We start from the raw sequence: 1,279 nt of genomic DNA on the forward strand, positions 1-1,279 counted from the left end.
TCGCCAACCCCACCGACATCACCACCCCCGACTACTGGGTCCGACACCTACGCGGCACCGTCCGCTACCACCAGGGCATCCAGACCCTCCACACCCTCGGCGTCACCACCTTCCTGGAGATCGGGCCGGACGCGACACTCGCGACCCTCACCGAGGAGATCCTCGACGGCGCCGAGCGCCGGTCCCGGGTGGCCTCGGCGCTGCGCCGGGGCCGCGGCGAACAGCTTGCCCTGCTCACCGCGCTCGCCGAGATCCATGTCGAGGGCCATCCCGTCGACTGGCGGGCGTTGACGCCACCGCCGGGCGAGGCGACGGGCCGGCCGGTCGACCTGCCCACCTACCCCTTCCAGCGCCGGCGCTTCTGGATCGGGCCGCCGGCCGCGGACGCGGACGCCACCGGCCTCGGGCTGCTCCCGGGCGCGCACCCGCTGCTGGCGGCAACGGTGGACGTGGCGGAGACCGGCGCGAGTGTCTTCACTGGCCGCCTGTCCGTCGACGAGACGCCGTGGCTCGCCGACCACGCGATCGCCGGCACGATCCTGCTGCCCGGTGCCGCGCTCGTCGACCTCGCGCTGCACGCGGCGGCGCACGCGGGTGGCTCCGTCCTGGCGGAGCTGACCCTCGCGGCCCCGGTCACCATCCCCCACCCGGGCACACGGACGATCCAGGTGACCCTGGGCGGGCAGGACGAGGCCGGCCGCCGGCCGCTCACCGTCCACACGGCACCGGACGGGGCGGAACCCGGCGAGGACCCGGGCTGGGTCCGGCACGCCACCGGCACCGTCATCACCGCCGGTCCAGCCGGCGCGGACGGCGCGGACGGCGCGGACGGCGCGCACCCGGCTCACGGGCCGTGGCCACCGGCCGGCGCCGAGACGATCGACGTCAGCGGTCACTACGACCGGCTGGCCGAGGCCGGGTACGACTACGGCCCGGCCTTCCAGGGCCTGCGGGCCGCCTGGCGGGACGGCGACGACATCGTCGCCGAGGTGGCTGCCGAGGCGGCCGAGCAGGCCGGGTACACCGCCGACGCAGCGGCCACGGGCACCCCGGGGCACGTCCTGCACCCGGCGCTGCTCGACGCGGCGCTGCACGCGATCAGCCTGCTGCCAGGCGCGGGCTCCGGGGCCGGGGCCGGGGGGATCTTCCTGCCGTTCTCCTGGGAGGGCGTGCGGCTCCTCGCCACGGGCGGGACGTCCGGGCTCTGTCTCCTTTACCCATCTGCACCCCTCACAGAACCATCTACTGAAGATGGTGTTTTGTTTCTTTTTTTTTTAAA

The 1,279-nt window shown here is 74.6% G+C and carries 1 protein-coding gene; it reads left to right on the forward strand.

Annotation, left to right across the window (positions count from 1 at the left end; all coding sequences use genetic code 11):
* On the forward strand, positions 1–1,279 hold a 1,279-nt coding region (locus tag AB1460_RS37550), incomplete at both ends, for a polyketide synthase dehydratase domain-containing protein (protein WP_368967329.1).

The organism is Parafrankia sp. FMc2, assembly GCF_041008525.1.
Taxonomy (GTDB): domain Bacteria; phylum Actinomycetota; class Actinomycetes; order Frankiales; family Frankiaceae; genus Parafrankia.